Origin of the sequence: Proteiniphilum acetatigenes DSM 18083 (assembly GCF_000380985.1) — a bacterium.
In the GTDB taxonomy this organism is placed as follows: domain Bacteria; phylum Bacteroidota; class Bacteroidia; order Bacteroidales; family Dysgonomonadaceae; genus Proteiniphilum; species Proteiniphilum acetatigenes.
In genome coordinates, this window is sequence record NZ_KB905705.1 from 76,342 (window position 1) to 96,880 (window position 20,539).

Sequence of the window (20,539 nt, forward strand, 5' to 3'; positions counted from 1 at the left end):
TTGCAGTCGTAATGCGAAGTAATCGGCCTGCACAGTTTTCCGCATAAACATGCTGGCCTTCAGACAGTGTAACCTACTACCGGTGTAGGGTATAGACCGTCTCCCGCCATTAACGGTAACATGGGGGGGCGAAGTAAAAAGAGTAATTATACTTAAAAACCATGAACGCAAACAAACTTTCAACCGGAACGGGGCGCTATATCCACCTGTTCCCTCTTGCAATGATACTGCCCGGGCTGATCACCTGCTTCGCCTATGCCGATATATCCCAAAACTACTGGGGGCTTTTCGGGCTGTTGGTCATCATTACTTTTGCCTGCATGTTGTCAGGCGGGCTGTTGGGCTTTCTGTTCGGAATTCCCAAACTGAACAGAAATTACAATCCCCGGGAAGATTATGACAGAAGTACAAAATACATGCCGAATACTAACCTGGAAGATGTATCGGACTGGCTCACCAAGATAATTATCGGAGTTACCCTTACACAATTGGGCAAAATACCCGGTTACCTGCAAAGCCTGGCCGATTATCTTATTGACAATAGCAGTCTGATGCTTCAGGTGGATTCTGCCAGACCTCTTCTGATTGCACTGATCATCTATTCTCTCGTCGCCGGATTTATTACTGGTTATTTTTATACAAGGATTTATCTCCCAAACCTGTTCTCCATCATGGAGGAAAACAGAAGACAAAAGGCTGAAATCGCTCTTTGGAGGGAAGAGGTACGGAAAAAAGAAGAACAATTATGCAACCACCAAAACTCGGAAGACAAACCTTCCTGAAAGACAATATCGTCTCGGCGGCCTCCGGTAACCCACGTTATACCGGCCGCTACTTCCTGATTCTCGACAAAAACAATAAAGAGATACTGGAAGCCATTCGCCTGCTTGAAAAAAGATGGGGACTATCCGTAGCCACCACAGCAGATTTTATCATTACACCACCGGATGAAACCCAATTAAAAGATGCCGATGCACTTGTATTCAACGAGCTGGGCGTAGCATTGGTCGGAGTGGAAGAAGAAAAGGTAGCACAGATGAAATTATCCGGCACCGGTTTTTTGATTGTACCGGAAAAGGTCGTTTACATTCAGGATGAGATTCCCTCGGAAGATAACAACAGCAACGGCGCAACCTGGGGAATACACATTACCGAAGCGCTTCATTCGCCATATACAGGTGCCGGAATCAAAGTAGCGGTATTGGATACCGGATTCCATATAAGTCATCCCGATTTTGAAGGACGGGAGATCACCAGCACTTCATTTGTCCCCGATGAACCGATTGATGACCTCCACGGGCATGGAACCCATTGTATCGGTACCGCATGCGGATCGGTCAATGAACAGGGAGAACGTTATGGTGTGGCAAGCGGTGCCCATATCTATGCAGGAAAAGTACTAAGCAACCTGGGGAGCGGTGCACAGTCGTGGATACTGAACGGCATGACCTGGGCTGCCAACGAGGGATGTAAGGTGCTCTCCATGTCTCTCGGTTCCCCCGTATCGGAAGGAGAGAGTTACGATATAGCCTATGAGCGGGCGGCCCAATTCGCCCTTTCTAAAGGAACACTCATCGTCGCCGCGGCAGGGAATGGCAGCCAACGGTCAAAAAACCAATTCAGTCCCGTGGCAAGCCCGGCCGATTGTCCCTCTATCCTTGCCGTAGCTGCAATAAATTCGGAATTACAAGTCGGCGACTTCTCGAATCGTGCCGTTAACCCCTCCGGACTGATCGATATTGCTGCACCAGGGGTAGATATTTACTCTTCCTGGCCTATGCCGGCAAGATACCAGACCTTGTCTGGTACCAGTATGGCTACTCCTCATGTGGCAGGTATTGCAGCCCTCTTCTTCGAGAAATATCCGGATGCTACTCCTGCAATGATTGAAGATGAATTGAGAAAGAATGCCCGGACTCTCTCTTTACCGACCGAAGATGTGGGTGTAGGGCTCTCCATAGCCCCTGAATAAAAAGAATATGCGACAGATTATAATCACTATATCGGAAATTTACCTGGACCGGTTGAATATTGTGGCGGAACAACTTCATCAGGAGGGACTGCTCATAATTAAACTCTATGAGTTCGGGGTTATTATCGGCATGGCGGAAGAGGAAGTCATTCCTAAAATACGCGATCATAAAGAAGTGGCCTCATTGGTAGAAGAAAAACAGGTAAATATTCCTCCACCCGATTCGGAGATTCAATAATGAATATAAAATGCTCCCGTAATTACACAACTTGAATGGTTTAAAAAGAAAAACCCGCTAAATAGCGGGCTTTTTCTTTTGGTTGTGATCCGCCTGGGGCTCGAACCCAGGACCCCATCCTTAAAAGGGATGTGCTCTACCTGCTGAGCTAGCGAATCGACCTGATGCTTTCTTTCAAAAGCGAGTGCAAAGATAAAATCTTTATTTTAATTATGCAACCTTAAAAGCCATAAAAAACCGGATTTTTTGTGCTGTTGCGGCTAAACAGCTAAGACCGAAAAGGTTTCCAAACAGACTTTTTTTGCATTTTTATTTCACAGATCAATTTTCAATCACGAATTTGGGGTTGGATATTTGAAAATCATCAAATCAGCACTACTTCCCGATAGATCGGGATCATCGAATTATCAAACTTTCCACCTTTCGCTTCGCAGAATCTGCTCACACTCGGTAAAATCAGGCAAGCCTGTTTTTACACTCCCTTACCCGCAGATTTCCACTTCTCAATACCGATAATGTTCCGGCTTGTAAGGTCCTTCTACCGGTACACCTATATAATCGGCCTGTTTCTGTGTAAGGGTAGTCAACTTTACGCCAATCCGTTCAAGATGGAGTCTTGCCACCTCTTCATCCAAATGTTTCGGCAAACGGTATACGCCTACTTCATAATTATTCTTCCAGAGGTCAATCTGCGCCAGTGTCTGGTTAGTGAATGAATTGCTCATCACAAACGAGGGATGCCCCGTGGCACAGCCTAAGTTCACCAAACGACCTTCAGCCAGCAGGAATATCGAATTACCGGCGGGAAAAGTATATTTGTCTACCTGCGGCTTGATATTCAGGTGTTCAATTCCGGAGAAGGTCACCAGACGGTCCACCTGTATTTCATTGTCGAAATGACCGATATTGCACACGATAGCCTGGTCTTTCATCTGCTGCATATGCCCGATGGTGATCACGTCACGGTTTCCGGTCGTAGTGACAAATATATTACCTTCTTTTACCGCTTCCTCCATCGTAGTCACCTCAAAACCTTCCATGGCTGCCTGTAGGGCACAGATAGGGTCGATCTCCGTAACGATCACACGTGCACCATAGGTACGCATCGAATGAGCGCATCCCTTGCCTACATCGCCATAACCGAGGACTACCACCACCTTGCCGGCGATCATCACGTCGGTAGCCCGTTTGATACCGTCCGCAAGCGATTCGCGACAACCATACAGGTTATCGAATTTCGATTTGGTCACCGAGTCGTTCACATTGATGGCAGGAACCAGCAATTCACCTCTCTCCATCATCTGATACAATCGGTGCACGCCTGTGGTAGTCTCTTCGGAGATCCCTTTCATTCCGGCTATAGTTTTGTGCCAACGCTGACCGTCCTCTTTCAGTATCCGGTTCAGCGTATCCAGAATAGCCTGTTCTTCCCGGTTGGATCCTTTTCTGTCGATGACAGAAGCATCATTTTCAGCCTGATATCCCATATGTACCAGTAACGATGCATCACCGCCATCATCTACGATCAGATTAGGCCCTTCCCCGCCGGGAAAACGCAAAGCCATCTCGGTGCACCACCAGTATTCTTCCAGCGTTTCACCTTTCCAGGCAAACACAGGTACACCTGCAGCGGCTATGGCTGCAGCGGCATGATCCTGTGTGGAGAAAATATTACAACTGGCCCAACGCACATCGGCACCTAATTCCACCAGGGTCTCTATCAGCACAGCCGTTTGAATGGTCATGTGCAACGAACCCATCACACGGGCACCTTTCAAAGGCTTTTTCGAAGCATACTTCTTCCGTATCGCCATTAAGCCGGGCATCTCATGTTCGGCTATATCTATTTCTTTCCTTCCGAAGTCGGCCAACGAAATATCCGCTACCTTATACGGAAGATCGGGGGAGAAAATCATATCCATTTTTATTCTATTTTGATTTATCGATTTTTAAGTCTGCAAAGTTACGAAATTTACGGAATGTTTCTACCTTTGAATGAATGAAAGGTATGATGATGTGGTGATCCCGATAGATCGGGACAAGTAATGATGATGTCATAATTATTGATTTTTTGGCATTTGAAATGAATGTATGCATGAAAGTTATCTATTCTGGTTTATTACCGGTAAAAGGATTCAGAGCAATCAACCTTTTCGGGGTCATCTTTGCAAGAAAGGAAGAGCCAGGGTTGGATGAGCGTATCCTCACCCATGAATCCGTTCATACCCGGCAGATGGTAGAGCTGCTGGTGATCGGATTTTATATCTGGTATGTGATGGAATGGATATTCAGATGGATCCGCTGTAAAGACAGGTACACCGCCTACAGGAATATCTGTTTCGAGCGTGAAGCATATGATAATGATACCGACCCACTCTATCTGCAACAAAGAAGGCGGTATGCTTTTATAAAATATCTGTAAATATCAAAGAATTATTACAATGAGGAGAACATATCTGCTGTTTCTGTTTACCCTCATTCTTGTCACTGCATGTGGACAGGGTAATCAAAAAGAATCGGCTATTACAAAAAATAAAAATGAGCTTATGAACTATAATACATTGACCCCCGAAGAAGAAAGAGTGATCATCCACAAGGGAACAGAACGTCCTTTTACGGGCGAGTATCTGGATAATAAGGTAGCGGGAACATATTATTGTAAACGATGTGACGCCCCACTCTACCGTTCGGAAGATAAATTCGATTCGGATTGCGGATGGCCTTCTTTCGACGACGAGATCGAGGGTGCCGTGAAACGTATACGCGATGCTGACGGGCGCCGTACAGAAATCGTTTGTAACAACTGCGGAGCACACCTGGGACATGTTTTCCTGGGTGAAGGGTTTACTCCCAAACAGACGCGTCACTGCGTGAACTCCATCTCGATGAAGTTTGTCCCTGCAAAAAAGGAAGGGCTCACAACTGCCTATTTTGCCTCCGGGTGTTTCTGGGGAACGGAATATTTCTTTATGAAAGCCCCGGGTGTGAAGCAGACCTCTGTGGGATTTATGGGCGGCCACGTAGAAAACCCCACCTATGAACAGGTGTGCCAGAAGAATACCGGGCATCTGGAAACGACAGAAGTGGTTTTCGATCCTGCTGTGACATCCTACGAAGAGATGGTGAAGCTTTTCTTCGAAACCCACGACTTCACACAGACCAACGGACAGGGACCGGATATAGGGCCGCAGTATCTCTCATGCATATTCTATTCCGATCCTGCCGAGAAAGCGATCGCAAATAAATATGTCGATATACTGACAGAAAAGGGATACAGGGTAGCTACCATGCTGAAACCGGCTTCCACTTTCTGGAAGGCAGAGGATTACCATCAACAGTATTACGAATACAAAGGTACCCTGCCCTACTGCCATAAGTATACAAAAATCTTCTGACAAAACGGATGCTTTCGTAAAAATCCGCCCGGTTTGAAAACAATTCAAATTTTCATACGTTTAATTAATGTCGTTTAAATAGAATTGTTTAATTAAAAAAGAAAAATTATGAAAGCATTACGTTTATTATCCGTAGTGACACTCATCTTTGCACTTGGAGTGGGTGTAACATCATGTAACCAGGTAAATGACGCAGACATTCAAAGCGCAGCACAGGAATTGCTGGATGCAAACCCTGAACTGGCGGGAGTTACGGTAAGTGTGCAAAATAAAGTTGCCACCCTGACCGGAACTGTGAGCGATGACTCTGCCAAAGCTTATGCAGAAAGTATGGTAGCAGGAGTGCAAAACGTGACGTCGGTTGTCAACCAGGTGGAAGTAGTTCCGCCCGCACCCGATCATACTGCACTTGATGCCTCTATCAATGCAGCATTACCTGATGTGCTCAAGGACCACAGTACTGTGACAGCCACCGTACAGGACGGTGTTATTACGCTAAACGGTGAAATCAAGGAAAGCGATTTGCAGGTATTGATGGAGAAATTGAATGCATTAAACCCCGTACAGATCGTCAATAATTTGACTGTAAAATAGTAAATTTATGGCTTTGACAGAAAAATACAAAGAACTGATTGATCTGTCCAGGTTGCACAGTCTCCTGGTCAGCGAATCGGGAAATGTACTGAAAATAGAGGGTACCGTTTCTAACGCCGAGGTGAAAGACAAGATGTGGGAAATCTACAAACGGATCGATCCCCATTTTAAGAGTAACGATCTGGTATTGAATGTAAAGACTGCCGTTAGAGACGGAAGCAAAGTAAGGGTTGTAACGCAGGAGAGTCGTTTGAACATCCGCAAAGGCCCCGGAACGGATCAACCTGTCGTAGGAAAAGCCGAAAAGGGAGATGTTATCACACTTATCAGTAAAGCAAACGACCAGTGGTGGTTGGTGCGTGATAACGACGGTGAAGAGGGTTATTGCTACTCGCAATACCTGGAACCGGTGCAGTAATGAAATGAACGATCAATAACAAAAAAGGTTGCCCGTAAGCAACCTTTTTTGTTATTACACTTTTCTGTAAGACAGGTCTTATTCAATGGTAACACCTTCAGGCATACGGTACATATCAGGTAAATCACCGGAGAAGAAGGATAACGGACTGTTATACATTTCCAGGAAACTGCTCTCCGACGGATGTCCTTTAAATACCGAATAGAAATGATTCCCGTTCCCGGAAGGATCATACTCATTCCTCCACATTACAATAAGACTGATAAATTGACCGGTAGCGGGTGTAAGTATCTGTTGAGTCCAATAATCCTTTTCCGGCACTCCATTATGTTGTATCCCTTCCACTCCTGTCTCCGTAATACCACAAGGCTTTTTCAATTCTTTAGAGAGTTTTGACAGGGTGTTAAGGTTAGTCGTCAGCGTAACCGGATTCAATCCGTGGTACGCATCCATACCGAGAAAATCCACATACTCGTCACCCGGCCATCTGAAAAGAAAATTCTCACGTCCCTGCACCGAGTCGATCTGCGGTGAGATAGCATAGATCAGGTTATGCACACCCCTTATATCCCTTAAGTAATTTACGGTGAATCGCCACAAATCGATAAACTCGCTTTGGGTGGCACACGATCTACCCCACCATGACCAATTTTGCGTGTGTTCATGATATGGCCTGAAGATGACAGGGATTAATTTCCCATCCGCTCCTTTTAAATTAAGTGCGAAATCAGCAAAACGATCAAGCCATATTTTAAATCTCACATTGGTATCGCTTCCTTCTTTCAGAATTTCCTTCACTACCTGATTGCTGGAATTATCCCATGAGTCACCACCAGTCAACGGATTATTCAAATGGGCACAAACCGTCAATACCTCACCCCTGTTATATGCTTCGATAGCTACTCTCCTGCGGATCAGGTTCCCGGGACTTTCATACCTGTCGTCCATTATTTCACCCACATCAAAACTGAATACTGCGGGATAATCACCACACACATCTTTCGTATCCGAACGTCCGGTTTCATTATACCATTTCCGTCCATACCATAGATCATCGTGGTGCCCGAACATAAAACCTCTTGACTGTATTACCCATAGATTAGCATAAAGCGCCTTTGTTTCCGGGGTTGAACTCTTATCTACCATACTGAGTTCCGTTATCTCTTCTTCTTCCTGTTTTACTTCCGGCACGTCTTCCACTTTGGAACAATAGGACATGAACAGTATAAAGAAGGATAGAAACAAGTATTCTTTTTTTCCGATATCTCTCATCCTTTATTCCATATTGGTTAATAATATAAAGCTTTGAGCCTTTATTTTTGTTTCAAAACGATTGCCTATGTTGATTCCTGTTTTCACGGGAATGGGATGTCCGTCTTTATTTACAGGGCGTTGATCCTCTTCATACACATAAAGAGATAGATTTTCTATCTTTTCGGGAAAAGAGACCGACAGTTCCTTATCCTTTTCTCCCACGTTTACGGCTGCCAGCACATAGCGACCATTATGAACCGCAGCCGCTACGCGAAGATTATTGTCACTATTCAGTTCGGACTTCAGAATATCGCTTCCTGACGGGAAATATCTACACATTAATGCCCATGTATAATACCACGGACGAATTTCCTCTTCCGAAGGATCATTGAAGACCTCTTCACCCAGGACATTCCACATGCCCCATAGTTTTATATCTTTCGTGTTGCCGGAATCCCCGTTGCTGTGCATTGCATCGTCCAGCATCCAGGCTGCAATACCCGAATAACCCGCATTCATTACTTCCATACAGAGAAAAGGCATATCCAAACCATAAAAATAATCATATACTAACAGATTGGCATCACTCCCCTCCGTGAAAGGATGTGCCTTCGCCCTTTGCTGGTACTCTTTCATCAGAATGGAATCCTCTTCCCGCCAGTACTTATAACCGGCCTCTCCAAGTACAATCTTTTTCCCTTCCGGAACACCCGCTTTATGATCCGCAAGGATATCGGCAAACTGGCCTGACCTCACCTGATGCTGACCGGGATAAGCATGGACATTATATAAGCCGACCAAATCGTCTACATCTTCTGCCGTTTTATTTATCCATCCGGGAGCGTCAAACTCCGACACCGGATTTTTGTAATCCATCACTACATCCGGCGATGCAAACCGCACCTGTTCGCTTAAACCGGGATATTCTCCCATTTTCTCCGAGAATCTGATCAACATAGACTTCCATAATTCATAATCGCCGTTCGTGGAAGCCCAGTCACCATCAGGTTCATTGAAAATGACAAAGTACCTGATGCATGAAAAACCGAGATCATTCACCAGATAATTCAGGTAATCCACCGACATATCTACCCAACGCTGATCGTCTTTCATTTCCCAGGTCGGCGGGTTATATTCCCCGTACATCACCGTAATATCATTATCCTGACAATATTGAAGAAGACGTACAAGAGATTCTATATTTCTTGTCCTGTCATACTCTGCGGTTTCAGGATTAAAGTAGCGGAAGGGGCTATTGATCATTAAGCGTATATAACCGGGCCTCATGAAATCAACCCGTGTGAACAGCTTTTGCCAGTCCTCATCAGAAACGGATGAACCCCATATTTCAGCTTCATCATACGGATCCCATTCAACTCCATTGCCCAGATAACCGGTACTGACAGCCTCACTGCTGATGACAATATTTACTTTCTCATTTCCGGATGGGGAACATGAGAGGAAAAAGAGCATAACGCTCAACTGCACTATAAATATTATTATTTTCTTCATTTCGTCTATTGCATATTCGTGAAAACGACCAATGACTCCGGTAACATCTCAACCACTACTCCATCGTGTAGATTAAGCTGCAATCCTTCCTCATTGGGGAGGAGTTTGTGATCTCCTTCTCTCTTTAAGGTGGTTCTATGATACACAAATTTACGACAATCCGCCATTTCAGCTATGCCCGGACTCTCCATCTTCACTGTCATTGCTTCGTCCGACACATTTACTACGGCAATCATCTGTTTTCCGTCTTTTTCCGACATAATGGCCTTTATATTTGTATCTCCCGAAACATCCGTCTGGTATATGACAGAGCCGGCGGGCATATATTTTGTAAGCAAAGACCATGCATAAAACCAGGGACGAACTTCTTCTTCCGAAGCGCCAAACAACTCTTCGCCCAAAATATTCCAGAAGCCCCACACTTTCAGTTTATCGGGACTCTCGTTGGAGTGCATGGCATCGTCAAGCATCCATACGATACACCCGGAATAACCTTCATTCACCGTCTGGAACAGGGCATCAGCCATATCGGTGCCATACATGAAGTCATATACGAACATCTGCGAATCCTCGGGTGAGGCATACGCCGCAGCTTTCGCCCGGCGTATGTTCTCCCTGTGGTATAGTGAGTCTGCTTCTTCTACAAACTTAAAGCCGATCTCACCCATGACTATTCTTTTCCCTTCGGGAATCTTCTCTTTGTAGGCACGGATAATTTCACTATATTCACCCGAATTGACAGTAATTTTAGAGGGATAGGTATGTATATCGTACAGTTCAACGACTTCACCTAGTGCATTCACCGTACTATCCATCCACCATGCCTCTCTATCGTCCCAGATAGCGATATCAGGGCCCACCATTTTCACTTTATCATGTAACCCAAACTCTTTCAGATGTCCATAAAATTCTTTCATGGCTGCAATCCATAGAGTGTGGCTGGTATTGGTGGCCGACCAATCCCCATTCGGTTCGTTGATCAGGTTATAGAATTCAATACAGGTAAATTCTCTTTTGTGCACCAGATAATCCAACAGTTCAACCGCATGGAGCATATTTTTCTTATTGATCCCGGTCGTCCCTCGGTTAATCACACTCCATCCCCAATCCCCAAACATCACTTTCACTCCACGGGTCTGGCAGTAACCGAGCATACGCTCCAATACATCCATATTCTTTTCAGGAACCAATTTCCCATTGTCAAGAAACGAGGAGGTATTGATCATCATTCTGATAAATTGCGGGCGCATGAAATCAAGCCTTTCATACAGTTTATTCCAGTCGCTTTCCGAAATCTCCATACGTCCCATACCGTAATCCAGTTGATAGGGATCCCACTGCACGCCGTTTCCAATGTAATCATCATTGATAACAGTATTCAAGTCGAATGATATAACCACATCCGGATTCCGGGGCGCACATGAAACCTGTAATGATAGAATCAGGGAAAAGAATAGTACACGAAATATGTTCATATTATTATTCCTGTTTTGTTACCATAATAAAGTATTTACGTGCTTTTTTCACAAACACATCATAGTCGGTATAGATATAAGTCCAGTCATCCACACCATTGATATTGAAAGCAAAAGCATTATTGGCAACCGTCACCGAATGATTATATCCCATATCATACGTTCCTGCATTCTCCAGTGTTCCTGTCGATTCTTTCCCGTCTTTATCTATAAAGGTAATGGTTCCTGTAGCATAATTACGTATCCATTGACTTTCCCCTTCCGGTATCTTCCGGTAATAATCCTTTTTATCAACATCGACACCATTCTCCGGATTAGAAGAGGCTTTAAAGATAAAATCGGCATATTTACCGTCGGACCCCGGACGATTTATGCATGTACCCATTGTATTGCCATCGTCTGTGATACTTTCAAGTGTAAACTCCAGCGTATTGTCATATTCGACAGATGGTGCAAATTCATCATACCAACACCAGGGCTTATCCATGAACGAGTAGACCCTTCCACCACCATATTCAGGGCCGGTACCGCCATACAGGACAAATTCGTCTATGGACCATATCCCTTCGAGGGTTTCCCGGAATTCATTTGCATAGACAACATACTGCCGTTCTTCTCCCAAAGGAGAAGCAACAGTAATCGATGCTTTCCTTTCGGGATTATTAAAATCCAGTGTTTGTCCTTTCCCTACACTTGAAGTGGCATGGTATGAAAGTACAATACTCTCTATCTCTACTTTAGAGATATCCTCGATGGCGCCTACATTAAGGGTAACCAGTACTTCACCCTTGCTTTCATCTACTCTTTTTATTTCGGCTTGTCCGACCTGATTCTTAAATTTCAAGCTGATGATCGAACGTTCATGATTCCACGCTCCCTTGTTCAACTCATCCTGCATATCTTTTACACATGAAAGCATGAGTGAAACGGCAAGAAAGCATATAAAATATCTCGTTATTTTCATTGGTTGCATATCCTGTTACGTATTAATTTATTATCTCAGACTTGGATTCAGGTTGATCTCTTCTTGCGGCAATGGATAAAAAGTATACTGGTTCTCACTCAAACCGGCATCTATCACCTCCTGTATCTCTCCAATTTTCCCCCATCTGCGTATATCGTACATTCTGTCGGCCTCAAAAGCCATTTCAAATTTTCTTTCATTGTACACTTTTTCCCTGAACTCTGCCGTGGAAAGTCCCGGTGTCAGGTCATTCAAGCCCGCCCGGTTCCGGATAAAATTCATCACTTCATAGGCTTCGGGAACAGGACCTGCAGCTTCCGCATAAACCATGGCAATATCCGTAAAACGCAAGAGAAAGGGGCGTGTACTGGTTTTATCTCCATCAAACTGGGGATCAATATATTTCCGGCTGAAAGGATATTCAAGATTTCCTCCACCACCCGGATTCCATTGGGCAACGATCTCTCCATTGGCATTATAGACTTTATCCGCGATCAGATGTTTTCTTCTTAAATCATCATCTTCGAACTCATTGTAGAAATCGATTTCGGTCTGGTATTCACCCCAACCGTCATGCGACCTGATATACTGATCGGTTTCGCCTTGTTTCAACCAGATGGTTGCACCTTCAATATAGGGAAGGAACATTTTCGATATTTTGGAGTATTGCCCTTCCGATTCACCGCTTCTGTGCATGGACATCAAAAATATATTCTCTCTGCCTGTAACGTTTTCCACATCATATATCGAGAGGAGATCATTTTCAAATCCATATGTATGCTGTGCATAATTCGAGTCAAAATTCAAAACCCGACCGGCATATTTCTTTGCTTCGGCATACATTTCAGTAACGTCTTTACTCATATCCCTGTAAAGCGGCACGTTATTCTCTTTTGCCGATGCGGCATAAAGATATATCTTGGCCAATAGCGCCTGCGCGGCAACGCGGTCTACACGCCCCATCACCGGGGAGTTATATACCGGAAGTAGTTCTTCCGCTTTCAGACAATCTTCGATCATCAGGTTATATACCTCGTCCATATTTTTCGCCAGTGGAGCACCGGTTTGATGCAATGTTTCCACTAAATCGGAATGCATCGGCACAAGTCCGAAGTTACGGGAAAGACAGAAATAATTATAGGCCCTCAGAAAATATGCTTCACCCATATACTGATCTTTGAGTCTCTGGTCGATATCGGTATTGGGCATATTCTTTAAAACTGCATGGGCCCTGTTTATAGCGATATAAGAATACTTGAAGAAATTTACCAATGTACCGTTCGTGTCAAAGTTATCTATTCTCCATAAATTCAATGCCCTGTTATCTACAGAAGCATCTCCTTTGGTGGTAAGGATCTCGGTGGGCATATCCCCCATAAAATAGAGGGCACGTGAGTATTCTATATAGGTGAGCGTAGCGAAAGCATAATTAATGGCAGCTTTTGCATCTCCCTCTGTCTTATAAAAGTTATCTTCGGAATAGAAACCGTACGGCTCTTCGTCCAGACTACATGAGTGGAGCGCTATTATTCCGCATAAGATAGATAAAAGTAATATTTTCGTTTTCATTGTCGTTCTGCAATTTAAAAGGTTAGATCTAATCCTATTGTCCATTTCCTGAGACGCGGATATCCACCGGTATAGATGCCCATCTGATCCACTTCAGGATCATACCCGTCGAATTTCGTAAAGGTATACAGATTCGAAGCATTCAGATAGAGGCGGATCTTTGAAGCGAATACCCTCTCTTTCGGCAAATCAAATGTGTAACCCACACTGGCATTTTGTATCCTTACAAACGATCCGTCTTCAATCCAGTAATCAGAAAAACGGGTCTGACGTCCGTCCCTGAGACTGGGATATTTATTGGTAGGATTATCAGGTGTCCACCTGAAAGCTGCATTATGTGGATCTCCGAACATTTTGGTATTGAGTACGTCGTTCCCGAAAACCCCATTCAGGAAAATACTTGCATCAAAGTTCTTCCAACGCACGCCAATATTCAAACTTGCCGTAAAATCGGGGTTCGGATCACCTATGATCATTTTATCATCCTCATTGATCACACCCTTTGCACTATCGTCATCATAAATATTCCTGTATTTGAATTCTCCCGGCAATGCATCGTCGCCCAACAGGCCGGAATTCAATCCTTCATTGATATCCTGAATGATACCATCGAATTTATATCCGTAAAAGACATTGATAGGTTGTCCGATTGCCAATATATTGGTATACGAACGGTATTGCTCCCTCAGATTGCCAATCACCTCATACTCCATACCGGTACGCGCATCTTTTAACAATCCCGATTCAATACTACTTCCAAGATCGAGTACTTTATTACGGTTCATTGAAAAGATCAACGTGCTGTTCAATCCCCAGTCTTTTGTGTCGACAATTATACCGTCTAATGTTACTTCAAAACCCTTGTTCATGATTTTCCCGTCATTGACCCACATCCTGTCGTATCCGGATGAGAACGGCAGGTTTCTTTCACGCAACAGGTCGGAGGTTTCCTTCTGATAAAAATCAATGGTAGTTCTTAATCTTCCCTTTAAAAGAGCCAGATCGATCCCAAAGTCCACTTGTGAGGTGGTTTCCCATTTCAAATCGGGATTAGGTATGCCGCTCCATACCATCCATATTCCATCCTGGCCGGTGTATCCCGATACATATCCGGGTCCTATGGCAGTCAACCATTGTCCCTCGTTATAGTATTGGGTAGTACCGTAGCGGCTGAGTGTTTGATATGGGCTTATCCCCTGGTTTCCTGAGATACCATAACTCAATCTGAATTTCAGTTCATCAAAGATATCCCATTTCTTTACAAAATCCTCTTCGTGTGCTTTCCAGCTAACCGCACCAGATGGGAAATAGGCCCACTTCTGATTTTTTCCGAATTTAGAAGAACCATCGGCCCGAAAAGTAATTGTAGCGAGGTATTTATTATCCAATGCATAATTCAACCGACCCATTCCGGACAATAACTTACTCTTTGAATAACCGTTAGAGATAATATTATTTGCTTTCTCTCCGGCGCCCATATTTTCATTACCGAGCGATTCATTCACAAACCCGTTTGCCGTCAGATACGAATCACGGTATTGGAACCATTCATACGAGTGTCCCAACATCACTCCTATTTCATGCCGGTCATTGAACGTATTCGTGTAGTTCGCAAAGTTCTCTGATACAAAATTCTGGTTTTCGGTATTGCCTATAACTCCCCGGCCTCTATTCTCTGTTCCGACCTGTGTATATCTCTGCGGCCAATACTGGTCGTTAGTCGATTTACCGAATTTATAATTCAGTTGACTCGTCAACTTTAATTCCGGTAATAACTGCCATTCGAATGCACCTGAAGATATTACATCCAGCATTTTGGTTCTATTGTAAGAATGTTCCCGAATAGCTATTGGATGGTCATAGTCGTACGAAGTTGTTTGATAATAAGTTCCATCTTCATTATACACCGGATAGATGGGATTTCTCCAGTAAGATTGCCCTCCATTACTGTCTCTATCACCCAGGTAAAGTATGTTCGAAGCACGAATAGTAAAATTATCGTATAATTTATGCCCCACGTTCAGATTATATCCTCCTTTCATATAATCGTCATCCACATACATACCCTTGTCGGTAAAATAGTTGGCGCTCAAGTTAAAACTTGTTTTTTCATTCGCACTTGAAACCCCGATCGTAGTGTTATTCGATACCGGTGCTTTTCTGAAAACCAACTCATCCCATCTGGTGTTTGTGGTCCATGTTGTCTGTAATTCTTCAATGGAGGGATAATATACACCGGCAGAATTTCTTTCACCGATATAGAGAGGTTGTAGTCCACCATTAACACGGCTTTCGTTATTCAGCATCGCCATAAGAACGGGATCCCTCCATAGATCTAATTTTGTGGAGAATTCCGAGATAGTCATCTGTTGCTTGACAGTTACCGAAGTAGTCCCTTCCCTGGCTCTTCTGGTCGTTACAAGAATCACCCCGTTTGCACCACGCGAGCCATAAATTGCCGATGCCGACGCATCTTTCAGCACTTCCATAGACACAATATCATCCGTATTGATCTGTTTCAGGTCACCGGCATCACCAAGAGGAAAACCATCCACTACAATAAGTGGAGAATTCGATCCCCGCAGGGAGCTGTTACCCCGAATCCTCACTGTGGATCCGGCTCCGGGATCCTGCGAAGAGTTGATCACCTGTACCCCTGCGGCACGTCCCTGAAGCAATCCTTCTATTGAGTTAGCAGGAATATCAGCTATGACCTCCGTTTTTACACTGGCTACAGCACCGGTCAAATCGCTTTTTCTCATTGTACCATATCCTACTACCACCATCTCACCAAGCATAATGGCATCATCCTTCATTATCACATCAATCTTGTTTCTGTTATTCACAGCAACCTCCTGACTGGTCATTCCAATGCTGGTAAATTCCAAAACACCGTCTGCAGGTACTCCATACAACTGATATTTCCCATCCATATCGGTTGCTGTCCCGGTAAGTATTTGCGCACCTTTCACTATTACCGAGACTCCGATAAGAGGCTCACCCTTTTCATCTGTCACAATGCCGCTCACGTTAATCTTTCCGGATTCCTGTTGAGTTTTAGCATATAGCACCGGGGAGTTGCCCCATAAAACAGCAACAAAAACCAAGAAAGTGATGATAGCATTGCTTCTCTTTCTAAAATTTTCACTTTTCATTCTCTTCAGTTATTAAATTATTACATTCTGTTAACAATTCTCATTTTTCTCATATTTCTATAAAAGCATTTATCAGCTCATTCACATTGCAGGTTGCTACTCCCACATACTTATCTGCACCTCCATAGTACACATAGAGCGTGTCATCCACAATCACATTGCCGGTAGGAAATACACACCCACGGTAATATCCTTCAATTTCATAGTCAAATTCCGGTTCGAGTATAAAATCAGGTGCTTTGGCAATAATTTTCAGCGGGTTTTCCAGATCCAACAGAAGGGCTCCTACCCTGTAAAACCCGCATCCGCCATTTTCCACACCATGATAAATCATCAGCCAGCCCTTCTCTGTTTTCAAGGGAGGAGTACTCCCTCCTATTTTCTCTTCCCATGTTCCTTCAATGCCGGTCAATAGCAAATGGCTCTCTTTATCTTCCCAATTGAGTATGTCATCGGAAAATTTCATCCAGATAGAAGGATATTTCACTCCATATTTCTCACCTACATACTCTTTAGGACGGTGCAGAAGTACATATTTTCCGTTAATTTTTTCCGGAAATAATATCACGTCCCTGTCGTCCAGTACAGGAGAAGTAATACGTCCGAGTCTTCTGTAATGAATAAAGTCTTTCGTTATGGCCAATCCCGTATTTCCCAGATTTTTTTTCAATGCTGCAGGTGTGTCAGGACCACAATCAGGAACATTTACCACATCATGTTCAAATCGCCAGTATTGTCCCGGAGGAAAAGGTCTGTAAGCGTAGGTAACATAGAATTCATTGGCTATCTTCACAATCCTGGGGTCCTCCACACATCCTGCATCAAAATTATTCTCACAAGGACTAAAGACAGGTTGATCGAGTACCCTCCTAAAGTTAAACCCATCGTCACTGGTAGCCAGTCCCAGCCTTATGATATGATTTTCATCATTTCCTGCTGCACGATAGAGCATGTAGAAAACACCATCATCATAAATTACACCCGGATTACAGGTGACCAACGCTTCCCAATCATTTTTCTCATTGGGAGATAAAATAGGGTTTCCCCTATATTTTTTCAACTTCATAAATCAATTAATAATATACAGTGATAAAAATTCTATTCTTTTATACTATCGGTCAACTAAAGAATATCCACAACAAAGCACTTATTGCAAGTAATATAATAGCCCAACTTAAATAACTCTTATACCATTTTTGGCCTTTCATCGCTTTTACCTCAGAGACAAAATCTTCTCTGCGGAACGTAGTATCTGCCAGTTTTTCAGTACGGGGTGCAGAAGAGAAACGACTGACAACGATCATTACCAGTAAACTCACCCCAAAAAGGAACGGAACAATCAGCAGGAAGTGAAGATCCCCGAATATATTTGTTCTGAAGAAAAGCATACCAGCGGCAATGACTAGTCCTGTGATCAATCCGGTAAATATCCCGTTTCCATTTACCCTTTTGCTAAATATACCCAGGATAAAAGCTGCCACAATTGGCGGAGAGATATAGGAAAGCATTTCCTGATAATATTTCAAAAGCGAATCAAAACGACCGATCTGGGGAGCCCAGAATGAAGCTATGACAATAATCGCCAACGAAACCAATTTACCGATACGTACCAGTTTTTTCGAATCAGCCTTCTTATCGAAAGCGGCATAAAAGTCCATTGTAAAAAGAGTAGAAGTCGAATTAAGGATCGCACTTATAGTGGAGATAAGGGCTGACAACAATGCCGCCAGTAAGACTGCCAGCAATCCGTTTGGCATGAGATTGATGATCATGGCGGGATACACCATATCGGGTCGCTCAAGCCCCGGGAATAGCCCTCTTGCAGTCAGACCGGGGATAGCGATGATAAAAAGAGTTGAAATGGTAAGAAATCCGTTTAGCATCAACCCTTTTCTTCCTTCATCCACGCTTCTCGCGCTCAGTACCTTTTGCACCATAGTCTGGTTATTCGCCCAGAAATAGAGACCCAATACCGGCATCCCCACAATAAGTCCCAGCCAGGGTGTTGCCACATCATCCATTGGCCTGATCAGTTTGGAGAGGATATCTCCCTCCCGGTAAAGATCTACAAAATAATCTCCTCCTGCTTTCATACAAAAGACTGTCAGCAACACAGAGCCTGCAATCAGGATCACTGCCTGGATAATTTCGGTCTTGATTACTGAGGTTAATCCTCCCGGAATGGTGTAAGATGCGGAAATAGCAGCAAAAACCAGGATTATCACCTGTAAGTCGGCTGCAGGATATATCAACTTAATAATAAGTGCCGATGCGTAAAGCGCTCCTGCTGCATCCAGAAAAATATTCCCGATAATACAAATGGCGGAGAAATAAAATCTCGACCGTTTATCGAAACGTTTCTCCAAAAATTCAGGAATAGTGAAAACCTTGGAACGGATATAAAGTGGTAACAGGAAGATGGCAAAGAACACCATCACGATTACTCCGGTCAGATTATAATTGAAGACGGCAAGCCCTGTATCATAGGCATCGCCGGATTGCCCTATCAGGGTGGTACTTGATATACTTGTAGCAAAGAGTGAGAGTCCCACGATCCACCACTTCATGGAACGACCTGCAAGAAAATAAGATTGAGAATCGGTACTTTTCCCGTTTTTCAGTCCCCACCAAATAATAAACAGGATGTAACCTACCAATATGATTATGTCCAGCGTACTGATTGAAAAATTTTGCATACTCTTCTTAAAATTTATTCACGATGCAAAGATATTGCCCCTTTTCTCCTGTTCTGTATACAATTCAACTAAAACATTGTACTTTTTTGACACTTTAGAAATGTTCTACACGGTAGGATCAGATACAATAGTGACAAAAACATCTATTCCTAACTATATATCAATTACATGCATGTGATTTAACTATAAGATAAAAAATATAAAAGAAAAATATTAGTGAACATTTTTGCCACTTTATATAAAAATTAGCCATATATTTGCAGGTATCAGACTTTATTTCCGATATAATTGCCTGTGAGATATAGATATAACCTATTATACTGCTTATTTAGACGTTATATACATCATGAAAGGAATACATAAAGAAATCACACCGCTGTCCGATAATGATCTTTTTATCGTACTCAATCATCCTTCTGCAAAATTCGATTATCCCATACACCATCATTCAGACTATGAGATAAACCTGGTAATGGATACATACGGTAAGCGGATAGTAGGAAATTCACAGGAAGAGTTTTCAGAACTCGATTTGGTAATGATCGGTCCTAACATTCCTCATGCATGGCAGGGCGAAATAATTGAGGGAAATCACGTGATCACAATCCAGTTTTCCGATAAGATATTGCACTATCCCATGCTTGAGAAACGCCTTTTCCAACAAATAAAGGAGTTGCTATATGCTTCACAACAGGGTATTTGTTTTCCTCAGGAGACACAGATTGAAATACGGGACAAGGTATTGAATCTCACTACGTTGAGTGGTTTCCAGACAGTTATTGAATTTCTGATGATCCTACACCGTTTATCTATCTCAGAAAAGCGGCTATTGATGGAAAATATCTACGACACCCAATCTATCGTAAGAACGTCCAAAAGCAGACGAATCGCCAAGGTATGCGATTATATCGAGAAGAATTTTGACAAGAAGATCGTGCTTAGTGAAGTGGCAGCCAGCGTGAATATGTCGGAATCGGCTTTCAGTCATTTTTTCAAGAGGAAAACACGTTCATCGTTCATAGATTATGTTATCAATCTACGTGTTGCGAAAGCTTGCCAGATGTTATCTGAAACCACTCATTCAGTAGCAGAGATCTGCTTCCAATGCGGTTTTAATAATCTCTCCAATTTTATTCGGGTATTCAAGAAAAGAAAAGGATCCACTCCCGGTGAATACCGGGCATTGATGGAACAGATGCTCAATAAGTATTAAACAAACGAGGATGATCTCACCCTCGTTTGTTTGTACAGATTCAACTATATTGTCAGATTAATCATTTACTTAACTCATATGCCG

At 43.3% G+C, this 20,539-nt stretch carries 17 protein-coding genes and 1 tRNA gene; 8 read left to right on the forward strand and 10 right to left on the reverse strand.

Annotated elements, in window-relative coordinates; translation table 11 throughout:
- Positions 1–161 precede the first annotated feature (161 nt).
- From F597_RS0116605 to F597_RS0116615, 3 genes are read left to right on the forward strand one after another with little or no spacing between them, the layout of a single operon-like run.
- Positions 162–782, forward strand: a complete 621-nt coding sequence (locus tag F597_RS0116605; protein ID WP_019540888.1) for a hypothetical protein — start codon at positions 162–164, stop codon at positions 780–782.
- Positions 746–1,972 carry a S8 family peptidase gene (locus tag F597_RS0116610; protein WP_019540889.1) on the forward strand — a complete coding sequence of 409 codons (1,227 nt, stop codon included), beginning with the start codon at positions 746–748 and terminating at the stop codon, positions 1,970–1,972. Before F597_RS0116605 ends, F597_RS0116610 begins: the two co-directional genes overlap by 37 nt.
- Positions 1,973–1,979: 7 nt before the next feature.
- Positions 1,980–2,210, forward strand: coding sequence for a hypothetical protein (locus F597_RS0116615; RefSeq protein ID WP_019540890.1), 231 nt, complete (start codon positions 1,980–1,982; stop codon positions 2,208–2,210).
- A gap of 85 nt (positions 2,211–2,295) precedes the next feature.
- Here the strand turns inward: F597_RS0116615 and F597_RS0116625 are convergent.
- Both F597_RS0116625 and ahcY read right to left on the reverse strand, forming a co-directional pair.
- Positions 2,296–2,368: transfer RNA gene (locus F597_RS0116625), tRNA-Lys, on the reverse strand.
- Between the two features lie 345 nt (positions 2,369–2,713).
- Entirely contained in the window at positions 2,714–4,132 is a 1,419-nt protein-coding gene (ahcY, locus tag F597_RS0116630) for an adenosylhomocysteinase (protein ID WP_019540891.1), read from the reverse strand.
- A gap of 173 nt (positions 4,133–4,305) precedes the next feature.
- Here ahcY and F597_RS0116635 point away from each other — a divergent pair, with 173 nt between their 5' ends.
- The 4 genes from F597_RS0116635 to F597_RS0116650 all read left to right on the forward strand — a co-directional run bounded on the left by F597_RS0116635 (position 4,306) and on the right by F597_RS0116650 (position 6,617).
- Positions 4,306–4,632: a hypothetical protein gene (locus F597_RS0116635; protein ID WP_019540892.1), complete on the forward strand. Its 327-nt coding sequence runs from the start codon at positions 4,306–4,308 to the stop codon at positions 4,630–4,632.
- Between the two features lie 124 nt (positions 4,633–4,756).
- Complete coding sequence (locus F597_RS0116640) at positions 4,757–5,605, forward strand: bifunctional methionine sulfoxide reductase B/A protein (RefSeq protein WP_026327559.1); 849 nt, start codon at positions 4,757–4,759, stop codon at positions 5,603–5,605.
- Between the two features lie 108 nt (positions 5,606–5,713).
- Positions 5,714–6,199: a BON domain-containing protein gene (locus tag F597_RS0116645; RefSeq protein WP_019540894.1), complete on the forward strand. Its 486-nt coding sequence runs from the start codon at positions 5,714–5,716 to the stop codon at positions 6,197–6,199.
- A gap of 7 nt (positions 6,200–6,206) precedes the next feature.
- Positions 6,207–6,617 carry an SH3 domain-containing protein gene (locus F597_RS0116650; protein ID WP_019540895.1) on the forward strand — a complete coding sequence of 137 codons (411 nt, stop codon included), beginning with the start codon at positions 6,207–6,209 and terminating at the stop codon, positions 6,615–6,617.
- Positions 6,618–6,695: 78 nt separating this feature from the next.
- Here F597_RS0116650 and F597_RS0116655 read toward each other — a convergent pair whose 3' ends face one another.
- From F597_RS0116655 to F597_RS0116690, 8 genes are read right to left on the reverse strand one after another with little or no spacing between them, the layout of a single operon-like run.
- Positions 6,696–7,889, reverse strand: coding sequence for a glycoside hydrolase family 26 protein (locus F597_RS0116655; RefSeq protein WP_019540896.1), 1,194 nt, complete (start codon positions 7,887–7,889; stop codon positions 6,696–6,698).
- Between the two features lie 3 nt (positions 7,890–7,892).
- Positions 7,893–9,383: a glycoside hydrolase gene (locus tag F597_RS0116660; RefSeq protein ID WP_044060417.1), complete on the reverse strand. Its 1,491-nt coding sequence runs from the start codon at positions 9,381–9,383 to the stop codon at positions 7,893–7,895.
- Positions 9,384–9,388: 5 nt separating this feature from the next.
- Complete coding sequence (locus F597_RS0116665; protein WP_019540898.1) at positions 9,389–10,858, reverse strand: hypothetical protein; 1,470 nt, start codon at positions 10,856–10,858, stop codon at positions 9,389–9,391.
- A 4-nt stretch (positions 10,859–10,862) separates the two neighbouring features.
- Positions 10,863–11,822, reverse strand: a complete 960-nt coding sequence (locus tag F597_RS0116670; RefSeq protein WP_044060419.1) for a hypothetical protein — start codon at positions 11,820–11,822, stop codon at positions 10,863–10,865.
- A gap of 30 nt (positions 11,823–11,852) precedes the next feature.
- A complete protein-coding gene (locus tag F597_RS0116675; RefSeq protein ID WP_019540900.1) occupies positions 11,853–13,391 on the reverse strand; it encodes a RagB/SusD family nutrient uptake outer membrane protein in 1,539 nt (512 codons plus the stop codon).
- Between the two features lie 14 nt (positions 13,392–13,405).
- Positions 13,406–16,546 carry a SusC/RagA family TonB-linked outer membrane protein gene (locus tag F597_RS0116680; RefSeq protein WP_019540901.1) on the reverse strand — a complete coding sequence of 1,047 codons (3,141 nt, stop codon included), beginning with the start codon at positions 16,544–16,546 and terminating at the stop codon, positions 13,406–13,408.
- Between the two features lie 49 nt (positions 16,547–16,595).
- Positions 16,596–17,612: a glycoside hydrolase family 130 protein gene (locus F597_RS0116685; protein ID WP_019540902.1), complete on the reverse strand. Its 1,017-nt coding sequence runs from the start codon at positions 17,610–17,612 to the stop codon at positions 16,596–16,598.
- 52 nt (positions 17,613–17,664) lie between these two features.
- On the reverse strand, positions 17,665–19,242 hold the full coding sequence (locus F597_RS0116690) for a sodium:solute symporter (protein ID WP_019540903.1): 1,578 nt from the start codon (positions 19,240–19,242) through the stop codon (positions 17,665–17,667).
- Between the two features lie 346 nt (positions 19,243–19,588).
- On the opposite strand from F597_RS0116690, the gene F597_RS0116695 reads away from it, so the two are divergent.
- Positions 19,589–20,455: an AraC family transcriptional regulator gene (locus tag F597_RS0116695; RefSeq protein WP_019540904.1), complete on the forward strand. Its 867-nt coding sequence runs from the start codon at positions 19,589–19,591 to the stop codon at positions 20,453–20,455.
- The last annotated feature ends 84 nt before the right edge of the window (positions 20,456–20,539 follow it).

What these genes read in the sequence shown, in the direction of transcription:
- F597_RS0116615 (WP_019540890.1), top strand. Translation starts at nt 1,980, where the DNA reads ATGCGACAGATTATAATCACTATATCGGAAATTTACCTGGACCGGTTG.
- F597_RS0116635 (WP_019540892.1), top strand. Translation starts at nt 4,306, where the DNA reads ATGAAAGTTATCTATTCTGGTTTATTACCGGTAAAAGGATTCAGAGCA.
- F597_RS0116645 (WP_019540894.1), top strand. Translation starts at nt 5,714, where the DNA reads ATGAAAGCATTACGTTTATTATCCGTAGTGACACTCATCTTTGCACTT.
- F597_RS0116670 (WP_044060419.1), bottom strand. Translation starts at nt 11,822, where the DNA reads ATGAAAATAACGAGATATTTTATATGCTTTCTTGCCGTTTCACTCATG.
- F597_RS0116665 (WP_019540898.1), bottom strand. Translation starts at nt 10,858, where the DNA reads ATGAACATATTTCGTGTACTATTCTTTTCCCTGATTCTATCATTACAG.
- F597_RS0116675 (WP_019540900.1), bottom strand. Translation starts at nt 13,391, where the DNA reads ATGAAAACGAAAATATTACTTTTATCTATCTTATGCGGAATAATAGCG.
- F597_RS0116660 (WP_044060417.1), bottom strand. Translation starts at nt 9,383, where the DNA reads ATGAAGAAAATAATAATATTTATAGTGCAGTTGAGCGTTATGCTCTTT.
- F597_RS0116605 (WP_019540888.1), top strand. Translation starts at nt 162, where the DNA reads ATGAACGCAAACAAACTTTCAACCGGAACGGGGCGCTATATCCACCTG.
- F597_RS0116610 (WP_019540889.1), top strand. Translation starts at nt 746, where the DNA reads ATGCAACCACCAAAACTCGGAAGACAAACCTTCCTGAAAGACAATATC.
- F597_RS0116650 (WP_019540895.1), top strand. Translation starts at nt 6,207, where the DNA reads ATGGCTTTGACAGAAAAATACAAAGAACTGATTGATCTGTCCAGGTTG.
- ahcY (WP_019540891.1), bottom strand. Translation starts at nt 4,132, where the DNA reads ATGGATATGATTTTCTCCCCCGATCTTCCGTATAAGGTAGCGGATATT.
- F597_RS0116695 (WP_019540904.1), top strand. Translation starts at nt 19,589, where the DNA reads ATGAAAGGAATACATAAAGAAATCACACCGCTGTCCGATAATGATCTT.
- F597_RS0116685 (WP_019540902.1), bottom strand. Translation starts at nt 17,612, where the DNA reads ATGAAGTTGAAAAAATATAGGGGAAACCCTATTTTATCTCCCAATGAG.
- F597_RS0116655 (WP_019540896.1), bottom strand. Translation starts at nt 7,889, where the DNA reads ATGAGAGATATCGGAAAAAAAGAATACTTGTTTCTATCCTTCTTTATA.
- F597_RS0116680 (WP_019540901.1), bottom strand. Translation starts at nt 16,546, where the DNA reads ATGAAAAGTGAAAATTTTAGAAAGAGAAGCAATGCTATCATCACTTTC.
- F597_RS0116640 (WP_026327559.1), top strand. Translation starts at nt 4,757, where the DNA reads ATGAACTATAATACATTGACCCCCGAAGAAGAAAGAGTGATCATCCAC.
- F597_RS0116690 (WP_019540903.1), bottom strand. Translation starts at nt 19,242, where the DNA reads ATGCAAAATTTTTCAATCAGTACGCTGGACATAATCATATTGGTAGGT.